Origin of the sequence: Parabacteroides gordonii MS-1 = DSM 23371, assembly GCF_000969825.1 — a bacterium.
Classification (GTDB): Bacteria; Bacteroidota; Bacteroidia; order Bacteroidales; family Tannerellaceae; genus Parabacteroides; species Parabacteroides gordonii.
Genome location: NZ_KQ033919.1, coordinates 173,660 through 192,601, shown reverse-complemented (window position 1 = coordinate 192,601; position 18,942 = coordinate 173,660). Strand labels below are relative to the sequence as shown.

General features: G+C 47.7%; 12 protein-coding genes and 1 pseudogene. 1 reads left to right on the top strand and 12 read right to left on the bottom strand.

Annotated elements, in window-relative coordinates:
- Nucleotides 1-8: 8 nt before the first annotated feature.
- The 3 genes from HMPREF1536_RS00890 to HMPREF1536_RS00880 are packed head-to-tail and all read right to left on the bottom strand — an operon-like array spanning nt 9 to nt 7,167.
- Nucleotides 9-3,026 (bottom strand): SusC/RagA family TonB-linked outer membrane protein, encoded by a 3,018-nt coding sequence (locus HMPREF1536_RS00890; protein WP_028730525.1) that lies wholly within the window; start codon nt 3,024-3,026, stop codon nt 9-11.
- A gap of 57 nt (nt 3,027-3,083) precedes the next feature.
- Nucleotides 3,084-5,294, bottom strand: coding sequence for a glycoside hydrolase family 97 protein (locus HMPREF1536_RS00885; protein WP_028730524.1), 2,211 nt, complete (start codon nt 5,292-5,294; stop codon nt 3,084-3,086).
- A 16-nt stretch (nt 5,295-5,310) separates the two neighbouring features.
- Nucleotides 5,311-7,167 carry a glycoside hydrolase family 13 protein gene (locus HMPREF1536_RS00880; protein WP_028730523.1) on the bottom strand — a complete coding sequence of 619 codons (1,857 nt, stop codon included), beginning with the start codon at nt 7,165-7,167 and terminating at the stop codon, nt 5,311-5,313.
- A 206-nt stretch (nt 7,168-7,373) separates the two neighbouring features.
- Here HMPREF1536_RS00880 and HMPREF1536_RS00875 point away from each other — a divergent pair, with 206 nt between their 5' ends.
- Nucleotides 7,374-8,966 (top strand): DUF6377 domain-containing protein, encoded by a 1,593-nt coding sequence (locus HMPREF1536_RS00875; RefSeq protein ID WP_028730522.1) that lies wholly within the window; start codon nt 7,374-7,376, stop codon nt 8,964-8,966.
- A 28-nt stretch (nt 8,967-8,994) separates the two neighbouring features.
- On the opposite strand, the gene HMPREF1536_RS00870 is transcribed toward HMPREF1536_RS00875, so the two are convergent.
- The 9 genes and pseudogenes from HMPREF1536_RS00870 to HMPREF1536_RS26910 all read right to left on the bottom strand — a co-directional run bounded on the left by HMPREF1536_RS00870 (nt 8,995) and on the right by HMPREF1536_RS26910 (nt 18,902).
- Complete coding sequence (locus HMPREF1536_RS00870; RefSeq protein ID WP_028730521.1) at nt 8,995-9,282, bottom strand: HU family DNA-binding protein; 288 nt, start codon at nt 9,280-9,282, stop codon at nt 8,995-8,997.
- 40 nt (nt 9,283-9,322) lie between these two features.
- Nucleotides 9,323-10,726 (bottom strand): fimbrillin family protein, encoded by a 1,404-nt coding sequence (locus HMPREF1536_RS00865; protein WP_028730520.1) that lies wholly within the window; start codon nt 10,724-10,726, stop codon nt 9,323-9,325.
- A 14-nt stretch (nt 10,727-10,740) separates the two neighbouring features.
- Nucleotides 10,741-11,814: a DUF4906 domain-containing protein gene (locus tag HMPREF1536_RS00860; RefSeq protein ID WP_028730519.1), complete on the bottom strand. Its 1,074-nt coding sequence runs from the start codon at nt 11,812-11,814 to the stop codon at nt 10,741-10,743.
- Nucleotides 11,815-11,986: 172 nt separating this feature from the next.
- A complete protein-coding gene (locus tag HMPREF1536_RS00855; RefSeq protein ID WP_028730518.1) occupies nt 11,987-12,781 on the bottom strand; it encodes a DNA-binding domain-containing protein in 795 nt (264 codons plus the stop codon).
- A 152-nt stretch (nt 12,782-12,933) separates the two neighbouring features.
- Nucleotides 12,934-14,619 (bottom strand): fimbrillin family protein, encoded by a 1,686-nt coding sequence (locus tag HMPREF1536_RS26510; RefSeq protein WP_028730517.1) that lies wholly within the window; start codon nt 14,617-14,619, stop codon nt 12,934-12,936.
- Nucleotides 14,620-14,626: 7 nt separating this feature from the next.
- Nucleotides 14,627-16,099: a fimbrillin family protein gene (locus HMPREF1536_RS00845; protein WP_028730516.1), complete on the bottom strand. Its 1,473-nt coding sequence runs from the start codon at nt 16,097-16,099 to the stop codon at nt 14,627-14,629.
- 44 nt (nt 16,100-16,143) lie between these two features.
- Nucleotides 16,144-17,187 carry a DUF5119 domain-containing protein gene (locus HMPREF1536_RS00840; protein WP_028730515.1) on the bottom strand — a complete coding sequence of 348 codons (1,044 nt, stop codon included), beginning with the start codon at nt 17,185-17,187 and terminating at the stop codon, nt 16,144-16,146.
- Nucleotides 17,184-17,723, bottom strand: a pseudogene (locus tag HMPREF1536_RS00835) (DUF3575 domain-containing protein); the annotation flags it as partial. The pseudogene HMPREF1536_RS00835 and the gene HMPREF1536_RS00840, both read right to left, overlap by 4 nt.
- A gap of 879 nt (nt 17,724-18,602) precedes the next feature.
- Complete coding sequence (locus HMPREF1536_RS26910) at nt 18,603-18,902, bottom strand: hypothetical protein (RefSeq protein WP_008777440.1); 300 nt, start codon at nt 18,900-18,902, stop codon at nt 18,603-18,605.
- Nucleotides 18,903-18,942: the final 40 nt, after the last annotated feature.

The following is an 18,942-nucleotide window of genomic DNA, read 5'->3' as shown; positions in this document are numbered from 1 at the left end:
GATACGTTTTAGAAATTAATGTTAACTCCGAATAATACAGTCAGCGGACGAGGATAGACATTGTTATCCATACCATCGTTTACCTCAGGATCCAGGCCGTCATATTTAGTGATAATGATCGGGTTCTGTACGGTGGCGTAGAAGCGAGCATTCCAACCGGTCTTGATAAACTTGTCGACATTATATCCTAATGTGATATTATCGATCTTCAGGAACGAGGCATTCTGGATATAGTAATCCGACAGACGCTGGCGCGACTGGAAACCGGTCTTCAACGCTGATACAGGTTTGTTGCTCAACGCATTGTTACCGAACAATTCGTTGACGCCCAATGCTGCATTGGCGGCCGTTGCGTTAAAGTTGTAATTACCCAGGCTGACACGTCCGTTGAAACCGAGATCCCATTGCTTATAAGTAAACTTCGAGTTGAAGCCCATCAGGACATCTGCCACCGGATTCTTATAACGGTACAGGTCGTTGTCTGTTATCACGCCGTCGCCATTGCGGTCTACATATTCTCCTTCGATCGGATTGCCGGCGTCATCATACACCTGTTCGAACACATAGAAAGAACCCGGAGCATATCCGACACTGTGTATCTTCAGGCGCAAACCGCCATCACCACCGGTCGACTCGTAACGTTTACCCGGAGAGTCCGAGTTATCGTTGTAGGTCAGTTCCGTGATCTTTGTCTTGTTGTAGGCGATATTGAAGCCCAGATCCCAGCTGAAATCACGGCTTACGACCGGACGGGTATTGATAGAGAACTCAACGCCCTTATTTTCCAGTGAGCCGATATTTGAAACCACATACTCGGCAAAGTCCGTTCCGGCGGGAACGTTTACCTCGGCATTGATCAGGTCTTTCGTCTTCCGGTAATAACCGTCGATAGCACCGGTGATCCGTCCGTTGAGGAAGCCATAATCGAAACCTACGTTGTAAGTCGTCGTTGTTTCCCACTTCAGGTTCGGGTTGGCTGCTGTCGGAGCCATTACATTTACCCAGGTTACGTTTCCTGCCGCATCATAAGAAGGATACATCGCTCCACCTTTTCCGTCACGGTAGAAAGAAAGATACGGATAGTCGCCCTGGTTGATATCCTGCTGTCCGGTAACACCCCAGCCTAGACGCAGCTTCAGTTCATCCAGCTTGCTGAAATCTTTCATAAAACCTTCTTCATTGATCTTCCAACCCAAAGCCAGTGAAGGGAACAGTCCCCAGCGTTTGTCTTTGGCGAAACGGGAAGAGGCATCGTCGCGAAGGGTGAATGTCAACAGATATTTATCCATCAACGAATAATTCATACGTCCGTAGAAAGAAGCAAGTACATATTTCGTATCGGTTTCCTTAAACTCATTGCTTACCGTTGTGTTCTGTCCGAATGTTTCAGGCTTACGCGACAGATAGTAAGTTACATTGTCTGTCTTGGTCTGGTAACTCTGGTAAGAATATCCAGCCATGATATCGAAACGGCTGGCAAGGGTGGGCAATTCTTTCGCATATTGTGCATAGAAGTCAAACAGTTTGTTGTTGTGCGAACTGCCATAGATGCGGTTGCTTCCGGTGGCATCATCGTCCGGTTGGTAAGAACCGGGAGCGTTCGGATCGACATAATTCGTACCGTCCACAGTGGCATAATCGATACCCATATTCATATTGAAACGCAGTTCGGGCAGGAAATGCAGTTTGTAATCGAACTGTGCATTACCGATAAATGACTTGGCTGTCGAACGGTCGTCTCTCATTTCCAGCATGGATACCGGATTGACGCCGGCTGAAGTGGATCTTGTTCCATCGGGTGTATAATCACCTGTCCAAGTGAAGAAACCGCCGAATTTACTGTTATTATATACCGGTTTGGTCGGGTCGAAAGAAACGGCACTACCTAAGGCGCCTGTATCGGCAAAACGGTTCTTGATATATACACCTTTACCGTTCAGGTTCACATGCAGGTGATCGTTGAAGAAGGTCGGAGTCAACGAAACGCTACCAGTATAACGCTGGAAGTTGGATGTTTTCAGGATACCGTTCTGGTCGGTATATCCGAAAGAGACACGGTAAGGCATAAACTCTTTTACAGAACCATAGGCACTGATATTATGATCGGTAGAAACTGCCGTGCGCAACACTTCATCCTGCCAGTCTGTGCTGACACCCGGATGCAGGTTCAATGCAGTCAGCATACCTTCGGTCGTATTCGGTGAATTCGTTATATAATCGCGGAACTCATCGCCACTCATCACATCGATCGTGTTACGTTTCGTACTGATCGATACATTTCCGCTATAATTGATCTTCACGCTACCGCTCTTACCCTTCTTCGTCGTGATGATGATAACACCATTCGATGCACGCGAACCGTAGATAGCTGTAGCCGAAGCATCCTTCAAGACAGTAAAAGACTCGATATCAGCCGGATTGATCGTACTCAACGGGTTGCTTAACCCATCGGGAGCACTGTTGCTCATGATTACCCCGTCGATAACCACTAACGGATCATTCTTAGCAGACAAAGAGGAACCGCCACGAATACGGATCGTCGACGATGAACCGGGTTGTCCGGTAGAAGAAGCAACCGATACACCAGCCACTTTACCCATCAACATATCCTGCGGGCTCACCTGCAATCCCCGGTTCTTTTCATCCGGTTTGATGGCTGTAACAGATCCGGTGGCATCATTCTTCTTTACCGTACCATATCCGATCACCACTACGTCTTCCAGCATCTGGGAGTCTTCTTCCAACAAAATATTCATATTGGCGGCAGCCGGAAGTTCCATTGCCTTATAACCGATAAACGAAACCGAAAGGATATCCCCTTTGGATGCAGCCAGAATGAATTGGCCGTCTATATCGGTAACCGTACCGTTCGTCGTTCCTTTTATTATAACATTCGCACCGATAACCGGCTCTCCTGTAGGATCTTTCACAACACCTTTCACTGTTATCTGCTGAGCAAAAACAGAAAGGGACATACATAAGCCTGTGATCAACATCAACAGAGCTTTAAACCTTAAATGTTTCATGTACTTAAATTTAAGTTCTTTACAAGTTTACTTAATAACCTAAACAATCCTTTTACCTTATAGATTTTTTAACCCTTTTAATTCTTTCGGGTCGCTCACTTCCTGAATGCTGATGGCAAAGCCGCCGCCACTGGCTGCGTTCAAATTCAATTTGCTTTTGCTTGTCAACACACCTTTCTTTATAGTATATGCCTGCGGATTATTTTTCCAGTCGGCATCTTTTGCATCGGCATAAACTACGGCCACATATTTCTTTCCCGGATCGAGGAAGTCGAAAGAAAGGCGGGATTCGTGTCCGTTCTCATCGGCCGTACAGCCTACGAACCAGTTACCTGTTCCTTTTGCTTTACGGGCAATCGTGATATAGTCACCCGGCTCTGCTTCCAGATAGAGAGATTTGTCCCAATCAAGGGCAACGTCTTTGATGAACTGGAAAGCATCGGCATATTGTTCGTAATGTTCGGGAACATCGGCTGCCATCTGGAGCGGGCTGTACATCGTTACATAAAGTGCCAGCTGGCGTGCCAGTGTCGAACGAACCTGTGAAGTGTTCGACGGATTCATCGCGCTGCAATGTGTTTCGAAGATACCCGGCGTATAATCCATCGGGCCACCGATCAGGCGAGTGAAAGGGAGAATCGTTGTATGGTCGACATTGTTACCGCCGAATGATTCATATTCTGTTCCACGGGCCGATTCATTACCGATCAGGTTCGGATAGGTGCGGCACAGGCCGGTCGGGCGTGTTGCTTCGTGGGCGTTTACCATGATCTTGTAGTCGGCAGCTTTCTTCACGGCATACAGATAATGGTTACACATCCACTGTCCGTAATGATGCTCACCGCGGGGAATGATATCGCCTACGTAACCGCTCTTTACACTGGTATAACCATTGTCTACCATAAACTGATAGGCTTGTTCCATATGACGTTCGTAATTGCGGACGGAAGCGGATGTTTCATGGTGCATCATCATCTTGATACCTTTGCTGGCTGCATACCGATGGATTTCCTGTACATCGAAGTCCGGATAGGGAGTAACAAAGTCGAATACATAGTCCTTGCTCTTGCCGAACCAATCTTCCCAACCTTCGTTCCAACCTTCCACCAGGACGGCATCGAAACCGTTGGCGGCTGCAAAGTCGATATACCTTTTTACGTTCGTTGTATTGGCAGAGTGACGGCCGTTAGGTTTTGTTTTTGAATAATCGGTTTCGCCTAATTTGACACTGCTCAATTCGTCGGTATAAGCCCATGTTCCTTTGTTGGTAATCATATCCCACCATACACCGATATATTTAGTCGGCTTGATCCAGGATACATCGTCCAGCTTACACGGTTCGTTCAGGTTCAAGGTGATACGGGATGCCAAGATATTACGAGCGTCATCGCTTACGATAACCGTTCTCCACGGTGACTGACAAGGTGTCTGCATATATCCTTTATCGCCTTTTGCATCCGGTGTCAACCATGATTCGAACGTCATCGTTTTATCATCCAGATTCAGATGCATACAGGAATAATCAACTAAAGCAGCCTCATGCAGGTTGATATATAATCCGTTATCCGATTTCATCATTAACGGAGTCTGTACACCGGTCTGTGAGAAAGGTGTTTGTGATGAGTTGGGAGTAACAGCTTCTTTCATCAAACCGCGGATCTCGCTCAGGCGAGAGGTCATGGTGCTGTATTCCTGCGTATCGTAATCGCCCGGCAGCCAGAATGTTTTATGGTCGCCTGCCATAGCGAACTGCGACTTTTCTTCCTTGATCACGAAGTAGTTCAACTCTTTCTGTTGCGGGAATTCATAACGGAAACCCAATCCATCGTTGAACAGACGGAAACGAACTACGATAGAACGGTCGTTGGATGGCTGTTCCAAAGTGACTGCCAGTTCGTTGTAGTTATTCCGAATTTCTTTTTCCTCGCCCCAGACCGGTTGCCAGGTTTCATTGAAGCTGGAAGTACGGGTCTCCTTTATCCGGAAACCGTCATACAGATTCGTTTTCTTATCCAGTGCATCCACGTCCTTGCGTTGCTTGAACTCAAAGTCGACGGCGGCATCCGCATCTTCTTTCTTCAACTCCAGTCCCAGGTGGCTGGGTTTGATCACTTCTTTTTGTTTATAACTCAGGTCATAAACCGGTGCGCCTTTTTCATCCAACCGGAAATTCATTTCCAGGTTTCCGTCAGGCGACAACAATTGCTGTGCATAGCTGATCGTGCTGCATCCGAGCAGGGCGATCCATATTAATACTTTACTTCTCATGGTGTTATTATATGATTTAATTAACTTTTCCGAATTCAAGGATCAACACGCCCTTACCTTTCAGCGGTAAAGAGGTCTGCAAATCGATCTGCCGGTCGTTCAACAGGTCGTAAGCCCGGCGGGCGGGAAGAACTTCCTGATAAGGAGCCAGGTCGACCGTACGGTCGGCATCAGAGCCGTTCAGGAAAACGACAACGGAATGATTTCCGTACTTACGTTCGTAAACGTATACTTCGTTCTGCGTAATAAAATGTTTGAACGAACCTTTGGCTATCGCATCATTGCCTTTTCGCCAGTTGAGTAGCTTACTTATATATGTATAGGCTTCGTTCTGCTGAAGGGTGCGACCGGCCGGAGTAAATGCGTTTTGCTTGTCACCAGCCCATCCGCCAGGGAAGTCACGACGCAGAACGCCATCGCCTTCGGCTTTATCGGCTGCCATCAGTATTTCGGTGCCATAATAAATCTGCGGGATACCACGAACGGTCAACAGGAAAGCCAAAGCCTGTTTGTAGCGGTTCAGGTCGCCTGTAGGCGGTACTTTATAAAAACGGGAGGTATCGTGGTTATCGAGGAATACCAACAGATTCATCGGGTCGGCATACACGATATCCTGTGTCAGGTAATCATAAATACGTGCCAGTCCCCTATCCCAGCTGTTCGTCTCTTCATCGAATGCCGACGACATGATATTCATCAAAGGGAAATCCATTACCGTAGGCAGGTAAGAGTTCCGGGGATAAGCCACTTTGCTGTCTTTCTGCCAGAAAGAGACACCTACATTATTTCCGATCCACGTCTCCCCTACTATATTAAAATCGGGATATTCAGCATTGACAGCCCTGCACCAACGTGCCATCATATCGAAATCGGCATACGGATGCGTATCTTGTCGGATACCGTTGATCCCAGCATATTCAATCCACCAGATACTGTTCTGGATCAGGTAAGAAGCCACGTGCCGGTTACGTTGGTTCAGGTCGGGCATCGACTGGGTAAACCAGCCGTCTATATTTTTTACTTTGTCGTAATCAGAACGGTAAGCGTCGGCCTGCGGCATCGTCTGGTAACCGGTCTGCACGAAATTATCCTGGAAGTTGAACCAGTTGTCGGACGGTTTATCTTTAAAGAAGAAATGTTCGCTTCCGCAGTGGTTAAAGATCATATCCATTACGATCTTCAATCCCTTATCATGAGCCGCGCTAACCAGTTGGCGAAACTCTTCATTATCACCGAAGCGAGGATCGACTTCATAATAATCAGTAATGGCATACCCGTGATAGGAGCCTTCGGCCATATCGTTCTTCAGGATAGGATTCAGCCAAATAGCGGTAACGCCCAGGTCGGAGAAATAATCCAGATGATCGGCTATCCCTTTCAGGTCACCTCCGTGGCGGGCATACATATCCGTACGATCCACTTTCGACTCGCGCATTCCCGGAACGACATCATTCTTCGGATCACCGTTGGCGAAACGATCGGGCATGATCAGGTATAAAACGTCTGAAGCATGGAAACCTTCCCGGGCAGACGAGTCCTTCTCGCGTTCTTTTATCTGATAAGGAATGATCGTTTGTTCCCCGTTCTTTGTCAGTTGAATGTCGAATTGCTGCGGAGCAGTTTCCGACAGATCCAGATAAAGCAGTAAATAATTCGGATTTTGTAGCTTCACGATCTCTTTCACGCGAATATCGGAAGCAGTTATCGATACGCTATCGGTCGCGATATCCGTACCGTATAATAGGATTTGCAGTTCGGGATTCTTCATACCCGACCACCAGAAAGCAGGTTCCACTTTCTGTATTTTTACGCCTGACAAAACAGGCAGGCAAAAGCCCAGACATAATACAAAGGTTACAATTATCTTTTTCATGGAATGATTTGTTGGTGAACGATGCAAATGTAGCGGGATGGATTACCGGGAAAACGCATTAGAAAAAAAATCAAAACCCTTAAAACTCCTTTTCACCTGTAATACAACATAATAACATATTTCAACCAGGCAAAAAATCAAAACGCATTAGAAGGTATTTCAAATGTATTTCACTACCTTTGCGCTAGATGAATCAAATCAACAACATGAAAAACACGATATATTCTCTTTTTCTACTCCTTTTGTCGATATTGCCGGCACATGCATCCGGCGATAAGCCGACGATCAAATCCCTGCTCAAAGAGCTGGATCGTACCATCTCAATGAAAGCCGACTTTCACAAACAGCGGGAACACGAGATAGACAGTATCCGGAAACTGGCACATGCCACTCCTTCGCCGGAGGAAAAATATCACCTGTACAGTTCCCTGTACGGAATCTACCTACATTACCAGGCCGACTCGGCACTGCATTATCTGGAAAAAAGGAAAGCACTCCTTCCGTCCCTCCAAAATCCACAGTACGAGAACGACTTATGGATTGCAAGAGCCGAAGTACTGGGAATCATGGGACTTTACAATGAGGTGGCCGCCCAACTGGAACAGGTACGCCGGGATCAACTGGACAACCAAACCCTGCTTTACTATTATTATACCTGTCGTACTTACTACGGTTGGATAGCAGACTACACCCGTACCGACGAGCGGCACAAGTATATCGAGAAAACGAACGCTTACCGCGACTCCATCTTATCCCTCACTACCAACCAGCTCGACCACAGTGTGGTACTGGCCGACAAAATGATCGTAGACGGACAAGCGGATAAAGCAATCGAACTGATAAATAAAGAGTTGGAAGGTTTGGACAACCAGGAGTCACTGGTCTATCTGTTATATAACCTGTCGCAGGCCTATGCCCAGAAAGGCGACACCGAAAAACAAATCTATTACCTGGCACAAACCGCCATAGCCGACCTGAAAGCAGCCAAACGTGAATATATATCCTTGCAAAAACTGGCCTTGCTGATGTTTGAAAAGGGAGATATCGAACGGGCCTACAAATACCTGAGTTGCTCGATGGAAGATGCCGTTGCCTGTAATGCCCGTCTCCGTTCGGTAGAAGTAACCGAGTTTTTCCCGATCGTGGATAAAGTGTATAAACTGAAAATCGAGAAAGAGAAACAGATATCGCGCACGTTACTGATCAGTGTGAGCTTTTTATCCTTCTTGTTATTGGTAACGATCATCTACCTGTACCGGCAGATGAAGAAACTTTCCCTCATGCGAAAAGCAGTCAGTGCCTCCAATGAACAATTACAGGAGATCAATAAAGAGTTGAGCCAGGCCAGTAAAATAAAGGAAGAGTACATTGCCCTTTACCTGAACCAATGTGTCATTTATCTGGATAAACTGGATACTTATCGCCGTTCTTTAGCGAAACTGGCTATGGCCTCCAAACTGGACGACTTATTCAAAACAATCAAGTCCGAACAATTCATACGCGATGAACGGAAGAATTTCTACAATGAGTTCGATAAATCGTTCCTGAAGCTATTCCCCCATTTCATCAAATCGTTTAACGACCTGATGACGGAGGAAGGAAAACTAAGCCCAAAATCAGGAGAGATATTATCTACGGAACTCCGCATCTTCGCCCTGATCCGCCTGGGAATCAACGACAGCAGCAATATCGCCCATTTTCTGGGTTATTCGCTGGCTACCGTTTATTCGTATCGCAGCAAAGTGAGAAGCAAAGCGCTCGACAAAGATAAGTTTGAAGAGCTGGTTGCTACGCTGTAGCAGAATAGTTTTTGTCAGCAATATGTCACTACTCGTATTCGGAGCCGTTCAATTTTTCCAGCAGCCCCTTGCCCGGCTTAAATTTCACGCTGCGGCGCGGGGCGATCATGCAAGGGACTCCGGTTTTGGGGTTGCGGGCAGGGCGACCGGTTTGCTGCCAGGGGGAGAGAGTGCCGAAGCCCTGCAATGCGACAGGCTCTCCTTTCTCTAAGGCTTCGCCGAGGGTTTCCTCGAAGGCTTCCAGGTATTTTCTGGAGGCCGTACAGGGGATATCGAGCTTGGCTGCCAAGCGGGTGATGAGGTCGTTTTTGTTCATTTTAATATATGATATTTGATTTTATTGAATGGAAAATGATTTAAAAGGCAAAACAGAGGCGGGCATGATTTGCAGAGGTAGTAAGACCAAAACTACCAACACCGAAAAAGAGAATATAGTCATATTCAGAATATGCAGCGCTGCTACCTGCAATATAACGATCAACAGAGCTATCTGCCCATGCATTACCTCCTGATTTGGCAAAAAAACTATTCAACGTCTTTTTCATTGCTGTTACCCTATTATCACTAGGCGCATCACCAGGTTTAGCATCAAATGAAGAATCATACCTTCCGGTGCATAGATAATAGAGTTCGGCTTTACCCGGCAAATACCAGCCGGTAGTTCCGGATGGAGCTTTAGGAGAATAAGAGTTGACGATCGCAGAGCGGTCGACGCCATTTTCAAACACCCAGAAACCAGTGGGGCAGTCGTTTTTTGCCACCACCGTGCCATGTGTATAACTATCGCTACGATTGTACTGGTTGCCGACAGTTGCCACCACGCCGATACAATTGTCTTTATCCGGGGCATCGGTCGTCGTGCTACCGGGATAAAAGGCCAGTGTACCGCTATTTTTCCCATAGGCAAAATCGCCGATCCGGATAGTTTCGCTCACATTCCCCAAGGTAAATTTCTTATAACTCCCGGCGTTTACAGTCGAATTGTCCGTATAATTGAAGGCATTGCATAGGGTAGCCTTAAAATTTAATCCTGTACCGGGCTTTACCACTCTCCGGTAAGTCTTGCCGGAGATATTATAAAAGGAAACAGAGGTAGAGCTTAGCGAAAAAGATGCCGTTATCGACAGGGACGAGGGAGTATAAAGAGGAAAATTTTTTCCGTTGGCACTCATTGTCCCCTCCAGTTTATCCGGCAAAACAACCTCTACCATTGCCAGCGCATGTTTAAATCTGAAAGACAGCCGGTCGCCCGAGGGCGATACGCTACCGGAAGTAGATACCAGCAATTTGCTGTAAGTCATATAATTTGCCTGGCTGCTCTGATCCGGGTTACCGTTCAGGCGCGACTCAAATTCGCTCTGTATGGCGGCAAGACTGGTTTTGCCGTTCATGCCGGCTTCGTAGGGATAGTAAGCAAAATAAGTCGTTCCGCTTTCGTGATAGGTTTCGGGGCCCGACCAGGTACTGCCGTTTGTCGTTGTAAACCGGAGATTGTTGCAGACCAGGCTACCGTTCTTGACACCGAACACGCCAATCTCATCGCCGCTTTGAAAGGACAGGGTCGTACCGCTTTCGGAAGCGCGTGTACCTGTTTCCATATTGATGAAGTCCTGCGCGGAAGCGGTTAGAGAGAGAAGTTTGCCATTACTTCCATCGACAACCGGCGTTCCTTCTTCGGTAATCTCTTTGTCGCAACCGAAGAATAATGCCATAATGCCCGCCATAAGCAATCCGGCGGATAAAAATCTTTTTATTCCCATAATTATATTTGTTTTTAATTCCGGCTACCGGTTAAATTCGTGTTGCTACCATCTCCCCATGCCGCACCGGAACCCGATGATACCGACAGCGGGTAGGCATCCATCGTCAGCCGTGCATCCAGCCGGTTTTTGCCGCTGATGGTGATACTTACGGTATACATGGTATTTCGTTTCACATTATAATCATTCGTGTTGTTGCCCCCCAGGTAGAAACGGTAGGTGGCGCCAATGCCGTTGTATGTTCCTTTTATCTCTAAATAGGTGGCTTTGTCGCCGGCCGTTACCATCGCTGCCGTTTTCTCCGTTTCGTAACGGCCGCTGCCTGTGCCGCGACAGTTTTCGGGGATGTAAAAGTTTAGAGAGGGATTACTTGATGGCGTCGACTCGTAAAAAGTAATGCCGGTAACAGGATACGTACCGGTTGCCGTCGGTGCCAGTTGCAATACACCGGGGACGTTATGTAAAGATATTTGAAGGTCTGTAAATGAAAAGGGGACTTTGTTAATGACATTTATAGAAAGATTAGCCAGACCACGTGTCAGTTCCACTTCATCTTTATTTCCATCTGCATCGGTTATTTGGGGCGGGGTAGGCTCACCCACCCAGGTACCATACATGGGTACGTTATCTTCATCATTCCAGGAATCAAAGCCAGTACGACTAAGCGTTTTAGTTTCCAACACACTCGTCGTGAATGAAGACAGTGTAGCTTCTGTATCAAAAAAGTCAGCCTGGCCGGTATTTGCAAAGAAATAGAGTGTGCTCTTCTCTTTCTTTAGCAGCAGGGTTATCACTTTATCGTCGGCAACGGACGACACATATACCGGTGGGACCAGGGCAGCCGTACCATCCGCGTTGAGCTGAACGACCCATACATTGTTTATCGTAGCATCCGGTGTTGTTATGATTCCCCGTGTCTCCACCGAAACGGGTGTTCCCGCGTCTAGCCGGAAAGCGCATTCGATAAGCTCTCCCATACCGGTTTCCCGTTCCGGCATACTGTTGGTACAGCCTGCAAACAAGCCTGTCAGCAGGAGTAGCAAGCCTGCCCGGCAAGTGCCGGCAAAAGATTGAAAGTTTCGTTTCATATTTCGTTTCTTTGTTATTTTATGCCCTCGCGGCATGCCGGAAACGGATGGTGTTTTGCGCAGACAACCTGCGCCGGTCGGAGCAGACGGCATGCGCGCTTCGGCGCAGGTTGCATGCGCGCCTCGGAGCAGATACCATGCGCCGGTCGGCGCAGGCTCCCTGCGCAAAACGTTATTCGATGACCGGACGGTCGTCTTCGCCACCGCCGGCACTGCCGCCCACGACCAGCGACAAGGGGTAGACCAGCGTACGCTTCTCTTTCAGGAGCGTGCTGGTCGAGCTGAACCAGGTTTCGACCACCAACTGGTATTCGCCGTCGGCCAGGTCGGCCGGTAAGGTAAACATCAGGCGGCTGGGATCGTTGATACCCAACTGGGTGAAGGTGGCAGCTTCCGACTGGTCGGCTACCTTTACCAGCTTCACAGCACCCAGCCCGGTACCACCGGCGCCGACAGAGCGGATCTTCGTGCCTGTCACATCCAGCATGCCACCCGGCGTGATTGTACCGTCGGTCTTGCCGGTTGCCACATCGAGCACCAGAGAGATTCGGGCACCACCCATACGGCGGACAGTGCCGGAGAACTTCGGTTCAACCTTCGCCACCTCCGTACGCATGGGTAGCGCTGGGGTGATGTTGACCGCACATTTATTTATTTTCGGATCGATAACTCCTTTATCGCCGATGAATACACCGGGGATGGAAGGGGCATATTGTGCCGAGCCGGTCACTACCGTATACCCGTCGCAAACCAGCTGGCGGATCTTTTCATCGACCAGGTCTGTAATGTTTTTGATGGTGTCGATACGGTATTCCGTACGTTCGGCAGCGATTGAGTTGGCAATATCATCGATCGTCATCGACTTTTTCGTACGCACCGAGGCGACGAAATCTTCTTTGACATCTTTGGTCATCGTATTCTCCACGAGATCGAACGACCATACATAATTTGTTTTTATGTCTGCCATTGTATTATGATTTAAATGATTAAAAGAATCGCCCGGAGCTTCCGGGCAATGTTTATTTATCCGTTTCCAGCATGTCAAAGAGCGTCGGTTTATTTCCAATTAGCGGCTATCCGCAGGGAGTTTACCGCTGTGGGCGGATGCCCTGTCCTTCATTAATAGTCGCGTACACATGCTACACGTCCTGTGGCTGTGGGGCTAGCTGCATTCCAGCGTTCTACACCTTTATATCCCCCCACTACGGCCCTTCCCGAAGATGACATGAAAGTGGACGAGATATATCCAAAATTAGTCATCCAGGTAAGTTCATTCTCTGTGGGAAGCCGCCAGTCCGAATAACCACCCTTTTCCAGGCCACTGCAATAAGTCTTTGCAGCATCAAAGGTGATAAAGCCCGTTTCATTCCATTCCTGCTGCTTCATAAAACGTTGCGTGGCGCTCAGGTAAATTACAGGGAAACCATCTGAAGTGGTTCGTACAGTCGGATAAGTCAATTCTCCTATATCGCGTATACACAAGAGACGTAAACCTGACTCTTTATTAGCATCTCCCTTTTTGTTACCACCGGATAAAGCCCAGGCACAACCCGCGAAATTTGAACTATTATCCGTTATAGACCAATAAGATGAACCGCCGACAATTCCCAATTGTCTACCAAGTGCCAACTCATTTATATTAGGCAACCTCCATTCTGCCGCACCATAAACATCAGTGGAATGCCTACCTCTACATATTCTGATAGCAGGCTCCCATTTAAACCAACCAGCTTCTGTTTGTCCCCATCCGTCCCCTAAATAATCATAATAATATTCTGGTCCAAAGTAATAGGCTTTCGTCGCACTCTCGTACACAATCCCGTTCTTCGTAAACGGATACCCTGTTGTCGGCGCCTCTTCCCCCATCGTCCCGCTCACCGAACCACCATCCCAGCTTTTCACACTCAGCGTGATCTTCGTTTTGTTCTCGATGTTGAGCGTATAGGCGATCGTTTTGTTCATATCCCAGGCGGGGGAAGCGGGCAAGGCGACCTCTTTCGTTTCAAGGGTAGTACCGCCGTCTACAGTGAAGGTTAACCTAACGCTGTTGGCGTTCTGGGGAAGCAGGAAGAAGTCGCCCAGATCGGTCAACGTGTTGGCCGCGACAGTAGTTGCCGGCGAGAGTGTTCTGTAGAAAATTGGACTATCAGTAGAATATGAGAGGTAGTAATAACCATCCGCTTTGAATTGTATATATGAATAATTAGCACCACCGATCACTTCTACCTTGCTGACAGCAATCGCGCTCGTACTCTTCACCTTGAAAAGCACATGTGTCAAGACATGTCCCATCGTAAAGGCGAGCTTGCTTCCCTTTGTCTTGTTCGTCAGAGGAGACGCAAAGAGCAGGTCGGTTTGCTGGGTCGCATCCAAAGGCGGCTCATACCGGAGACGTGGATAACCGGAAGAATTATTAGTATATCCCAGTGTTGTCAGCCCTTTCATCTGGCTTTTATGCGGCGCATAGGCAAAGAAGCTGATTTTGTCGCCCGCCGTGTTCGGCCAGTATTTCACCGGGGTGTAGGTCCAGGTACCATTGGCGGCTTTCTCCACCAGCTGGTCAAACATGAAATTGGGTGTCGACGCGGCTCCATCCCAGTTGCTTTGCCCCGAATAACCGGCAAAGACCCCCATCGAGGTCAGGCTGGCGTTATCAATCACGCCTGCCGCCCGCGTCGCCTCTTCACCATCCATACGGGCGGTGAAGGCAACAGGCGTCTGTTCTGTCATATCGCCGTCTACCTCCCGCTCGCAACCGGTGGCGAGCAGGAGCAGAAGGGATAATATAAAGGGAGACTTCGGCATGGCGGGATTAGTTGTTTTTAGTCAGGATGAAGTTGTTGCTAGAACCTTTTACGACTGTCCAACCAGCCAAGGTTACACTTGACGGCTTAGTACTTGTCGGGAACTTCAGTTCAATCTGGTCGCCAAGCTTGAAGGCTGTTGTTGTTGCCGAAATACTCCAATCGGTAGCGCCAGCCGGTTCCGTTTTAAAGTTCACCACAAAGTAATTGCAGTTCTGATTGCTGCCTTTTATTGTATTCAAACTCGTAATGGCTGATCCGGCATTGGTGGCGCTGGCAACTTCAGTTACATCTACAGACGGGATGTAAACCTGATCGGCGTTTGCCCAATCGCTAACCGTTGCACTTACTTTAACCTCTTCCAGACCAATAGTCAGGATATATTCGTAAGCTTTTGAACGTTTCAATGTCCCGATAGGCAAAGATATCGTAGCGCTGGTAGATGTTTTAGAATGTCCCGCAGTTAATTTATTGTCCACCGTAACGATATCATAATCTACCTGCACACGTACATCGGTCGCTGCTGTAATACCGCCACCCGAGGTAAGATCGGTATTATCCGCGGGCGGGATCAGGAATAAGTATTGGTTTGTTTTAAATAGTTTTGTAAGATTTCCATCTTGAGTCACTTCCACACTCGAAGTCGCATATCCACCTTTATCTGAAGGTGATTTAAGATCCATTACCTTGTTTATGGAATAAGCTGCAGATTGCTTTGTAGGAGCTACTGTTGTGTAATCCCACGTTCCAGCAGACCAGTCGTAGGTAGCCGTACTGTAGAATTTAGAAACACTGTTTACACCGGAAGCATCTTTACCTGTTCCGTTGCTCGCTGTTCCCAGGATACGCATTCCGGTGATGAAAACATGCGTCTCATTGGTTGATGTAAGAGCTGCATCCAGCTTCGCCTTAAACTCGACACGCGACAGCAGATGGCCAAGCGTAAAAGCAACAGCTGTAGTCTGCTTTTGCTGGTCTTTCTGAAAACCGGCTACGAGGTCGACCATGTTTGTCGGATCTTCTTGCAATTTAAATGTGATGGTCGGCTTCGTTGTGGCAGCGGCTGCCGGTAGTTTAATACCGTACGTTTCACTGCTGCTCGTTTGTGTCGTACTATACGGTGCATAGGCAAAGAAAGAGATCTTATCGCCTTCTGTATTCGGCCAGTACTTGACAGGGGTGTATTTCCAGCCACTTCCATATTTCACCTGTTGGTTCCACATAAAATCCGGGTCGAAACCACTGGAACTATTCCACGTTGCCTGCCCGGTATAGTAGGCCAGAATGCCGAAGCCGGTGTTGTTTTTGATTCCGGTTCCAGTTGACTCGTTGTTCGTTACGGTCCCTTTTGTCTGTGCCCCGGTATAAATATCGAAGCCCACTGCCGGATTGGCATCCGGACTGATGTCTGTGATCTCGTTTTGTGAACAGCCGGCCATCACTATGAGGGCGGCGGTTGTCAGGAAATGATAGGTTTTCATATCTGTGAAATTTTAAATGTTAGTAATTCGTTCTATTTCGTTTGTTATAAAGGAAGTTCGCTCTCTATGGGGTTGCCCCATTCGTCGACGATGACGTCGAACCCGGAGTCGGGCACCCCTTCCGGCTTCACGTCGGGTAGCTTGCGGGCGGTCAGCCGGATACGTATCAGGATGTCGCCGTTCTCCTGCAGGATGTATTCGGGGGTGGTGTCGAAGGTTTCTTCCGTCCGTGTCTTACCGTCGGCCAGCAGGGTCTCGAGGGTCAGGCGGTGCGGCAGACTGCGGTCGAAACCAAACACATTGCAGCTGCCCGATATCGTTCCGTCGAACGGCGAGCCGGGGTCGAACTCTATCTTATCGAACGTGAACTGTTGTGTGACCCTTTCCGCCGAAGGCTGACCGGTGGCCGGGTAAACACCTTCGCTCACATTTTCGATCAGCCCGACGGCCGAACGCAGATTGTTCATTCCCGGCACCCGGATCTCGACCAGCACCTTACGCGTCAGCTTAGCCGGCAGAAAACGGATCACATAGCGGTTGGGGTCTGTTTCTTCCGCATCGCGGGAGTCGGCAGACGATTTGCATCCGGGATTGGCATTCTTATTCTTGTAATTTCCCAGCATGGTCTCGGTCACCTCAAACTCTTCGAGCGCATCGGATGCCAGCTCTTCGGGAGCATCGACAATGACACGGGTTTCCACTTTCGTCTCCATATCCACCCGCGTATCTACCTGTTTGGCCTGTGCCATGAAATTGTAGAAGTTGTTGCCGTTGAATGCGATAGTGCTGAAGTCGTCGTGCGAACGGTTGAAGACGAGCACCCGGTAAAGGCCTTCCCGCAAACGAACGGTTGTATACTCGCGGTTTCCCATCAGCAGCTTCATCGGGCTGCCTCCGTCGGCGGGATAGAACATGGCCGTAGCTCCGTAACCGCTTTCACTAAGCCCCGAACGGCTCCAATCTACTTCGACGTTTATTTCGGCTTCTTCGAAATAGGTCAGTTCGCGACGTTCGCAAGCAGCCGACAGAAGCAAGAGCACAAAGACACCGGCCAGTAGATATATATAATGTATAGCGTTCCGTTTCATCGTCTGCCTCCCTTCCTTACTTTACGTCCCAATACCCAGACGAGCGAGACTTTCACTTTAGTAGGGCCCACCCAGGTATAGTTGCCGTCGTTCTGCCAATGCAACACCTGATAGTTGTCGCGGGCGTGATAATGCCGATAGCCGGTGCGCAGAAGGCCTAAGCCGATTGTATATTCGAGCCGTAGGTGGCGTGATATCTTATGGGTATATCCGTAGCTAATGCCGGAGGCGATAAAGAACTCGCCCTGATAGCCTTCGCGTTCCCATTGCAGGTCGTATTTGCCGCCACCGGCATAGAAGCCGAGGAAATGGCCTGTCAGCGCGGGGCGTTTCGTGCGGTTACCCAGCCAGTAGCGGCCTTCCAGACCGCCGGCAAGGATTTGCAGGCAATATTTGTCGCCGCTAAACAGCCACCAGGGGAACATATATTCGCCGTTGAGCGACCAGCGACGGCCCAGCGGGAGCTCGATCTCCACGTTAGGCATCATGGCGGCGTCAAACAAAAGGTTTGTTTTCAGTGCGAGGAGAGGCGTTTTGAGTTCCGACCCCTCTTTATCCGTCTCCCTTTGTGCAAAACCGGGAGATACTAATACCTGCAGTAGAGAAATGCAAATGATTAGCCGTGTAAGATATTTACCCTTTATATACATATTAAACTAGTGTTTCGTGGATGTTACTTACCAAGTAACGGAAAAAAGATATCCCCCTACGGTGAGAAAAGGCGTTTTCCACCAGACGATTTTGAGATAAAAAGAGCTTTGCTGAAAAGTTTAGCGTGTAAAATGGCTGTCCGTTTTTGAAGTTTCAAAGATGGATAAGGGCTTCGTGTGTATTTTAGGGGAAGAAGCAGGGACTATATGATTTTCTCCTATTTTACTAGTGTGATTTAGTATGATATTTACTGGTTAACGAAAAAAACATTGACTTTTATTTGGTTAAGTAAAGGAATCTTTTCAACTTTGCGCCCGAAACATCCCGTTACTTGGTAATATTCTTAATCATCTTAAAAATATACACTTAAATATTTTATAATCAATATGTTATAAGAAAGGTGATTTTAGTGGAGAAACAAATAAGGAACAAAAATAGGAATTAAAGTGATTTCTCATTTTTCTATTTGCACTCTGTTTCTTTCTTTTCGTTTGTTTGCTTTCAGAGTGCATTCCGAGCAATTTTATCTGCTCTCATCATTCGAAGAATTTGCTCCTAACTTTAACTAACAAATTATTTGCAGCTCATAAAGAGAATACAAATTATTATCTCTTGAAGTTGTATTGCTTGTAGCAAAGATAATCTTTTTTGTACAGGCAGCCAAAAATGCCTGCCTATATTTAGTTTAATTTAGTTTAGCATATATAAGGCTAACAAACTAAACCAAACTGGATTTTCATGTTACTTTTTGTGATTTTCCCATTCTACCCATACAGCCAAAAGAGAAGATAAGCTCTTGCCTCTTTTCTCTTTTCGCTGCGATACTCTTTTACTTCATAGCCACCTTTTACACACATCCGTACCGAGCAAACTCCCACATGCTCGCATATCAACTTTCGGTCTGCCCGATGGGAATTGTGTCGCAAAGGTATTTGCCATGTCTTTATTGTATGCAAGGTTGTAACCTGAAGGTTCACTACAAAATCTCCACGCTCCGCTTCGCAGAGGTAGTATTTTGTAGTGAAACCCTGCATACATAGCCATGCCACCTGTTGAAGCGACATAATTTCAATCAAGCCCGAAAGTAAGTGAAATGCTACAGGA